A 1,767-nucleotide genomic window follows, 5' to 3' on the forward strand; every position below is an offset into this window, starting at 1 on the left:
CCCTTCCCAGTGGCCGGGAACCTTGCGGTCCTCGACCTCGGCAGGGCGGGCGCTGATGGACACCATGCCGCGGATGACGCCCCGCCCGGTGGGCCGACGGTCGATCTTCGGGCGACGCATGGGCCGGGCTGACCGCAGGCGCCGAGTGAGGCTGCGGTCGATCGCCTGGCGGCGGCGAGGGTCGTAGAGCGAGAGGTAGATCGCTTCGTGCGAGATCTGCATGGCGGTGTCGCCAGGGAACTGTCGTCGCAGCCATCCTGCGATCTGCTCGGTTGACCAGCACAGAGCCAGCTTGGCTTCCACCAGGGCGCGCAAAGCGGGCCGTTGGGCGAGCTTGGCCTGCTTGGGTCGGCGTCCGCGTTCGTAGGCGGCCGGCATCTGCCGAGGCGGCTCGGTAGCGGTCCCGGCCGCCGTTGCGGGCGATCTCGCGGGAGATGGTCGAAGGGGATCGGCCCAGCCGATTGGCCAGCTGTCGGGCCGATTCTCCGGCGGCGATGCCGCGGGATATCTCTTCGCACTCACCGCCGCTCAGATGCCGCTCTGAACGCTGCTGCGGGGCCAGGCGGACACCGCCGCTCTGGTACAGAAACCGGCGGACGTGGTGCATTGGTGCCCCGAGCTCCCGCCCCATCAAGCTGAACGACTGCCCCTCACGACCAACGTCTCCAGATCTCATCCTGCTGAGCTGGCGAAAACCCGTAGTCACGCACCTGTACCTCCACGATCACATGATTATCCGTGGATGGTGCGTTGATCACGTGAGGGTGCCAACGTCTACCGATACTTTGGGTGGTGATCACGAACCCGCAGGTGAGCACTGTCGACAACCCGCGCCGGAAATCAACGTCGGCGAACGGCCCGGCCGATAGATTCCGACACATGCTCATCGGCTACGCGCGGGTCTCGACCGCCGACCAGAACCCCGATCATCAGCTCGACGCCCTGCTGCGAGCCGGCGTCGACCGCGACAACATCCACCTCGACACCGCGAGCGGTGCGAAAGCGTCCCGGCCGAAGCTCGACCTTGTGCTCCAGCTGCTGCGAGAAGGCGACACGCTCAAGGTCACCCGGCTCGACCGGCTCTCCCGCTCCGTGCTCCACCTGGTGCCCCTCGGGGCCAACTTGCGCGAGCGCAGCATCGGGCTGCACGTCATCGAGCAGGGCATCGACACCTCCACCATGGAAGGCCGGGCGATGTTCGGCATGCTCAGCGTGCTCGCCGAGCTCCAGCGCGAACTGATCGTCGCGAACACCCACGACACTCTCGCCGCCGCACAGGCCCGCGGCCGCCGCCCAAGTCTCACCCCCGACCAGGCCGCGCTCGCCCAGCAGCTCTACGACGCCCGAGAGAAGACCGTCCAGCAGATCGCTGACCTGTTCGGTGTGCCGCGCTCGACGGTGTACGGGTACCTCGACCGGACCAAGACCGTGCCCCGCCAGCTGAAGAAGAACGCCGCAGCGAAGCCCTGAGGTTAACCGGCGGGTTACTTGCTTCCCTGGTGTCCGCGCTGGGACTGCCGGGCCGTATCCGACTGCCAGGGCCAGCGCCCTCTGCAGCCGGGACCAGCCGCACGCGGAGGGCAAGGGGCGCGTGCTGGCGGACCCTGCGCCCCTCAGCACGCTTTCCCGGGAGGAGGGGTGGGCTGCCCCGAGATGTTGAGGCAGCCCACCGGCGACACCGGGGGGATTTGGCGCCGCCTTCTCACCCCTCCATTTGATCATGAGAGCCCGCTCCCCCTCAGAGTGATCATTACTCACCGCGAAGCA

The 1,767-nt window shown here is 67.9% G+C and carries 2 protein-coding genes and 1 pseudogene; 1 reads left to right on the top strand and 2 read right to left on the bottom strand.

Annotated elements, in window-relative coordinates:
- Positions 1-378 (bottom strand): transposase (locus tag ACFVZH_RS40305; RefSeq protein WP_384905620.1); only part of this gene is annotated, 378 nt, incomplete at its 3' end.
- Positions 379-472: 94 nt separating this feature from the next.
- A pseudogene (locus tag ACFVZH_RS40310) lies at positions 473-676 on the bottom strand (hypothetical protein); the annotation flags it as partial.
- A gap of 203 nt (positions 677-879) precedes the next feature.
- On the opposite strand from ACFVZH_RS40310, the gene ACFVZH_RS40315 reads away from it, so the two are divergent.
- Complete coding sequence (locus ACFVZH_RS40315; protein WP_384905618.1) at positions 880-1,470, top strand: recombinase family protein; 591 nt, start codon at positions 880-882, stop codon at positions 1,468-1,470.
- Positions 1,471-1,767 lie beyond the last annotated feature (297 nt).

Source organism: Streptomyces sp. NPDC059534, from assembly GCF_042743475.1.
In the GTDB taxonomy this organism is placed as follows: Bacteria; Actinomycetota; Actinomycetes; order Streptomycetales; family Streptomycetaceae; genus Streptomyces.

What these genes read in the sequence shown, in the direction of transcription:
- ACFVZH_RS40315 (WP_384905618.1), top strand. Translation starts at nt 880, where the DNA reads ATGCTCATCGGCTACGCGCGGGTCTCGACCGCCGACCAGAACCCCGAT.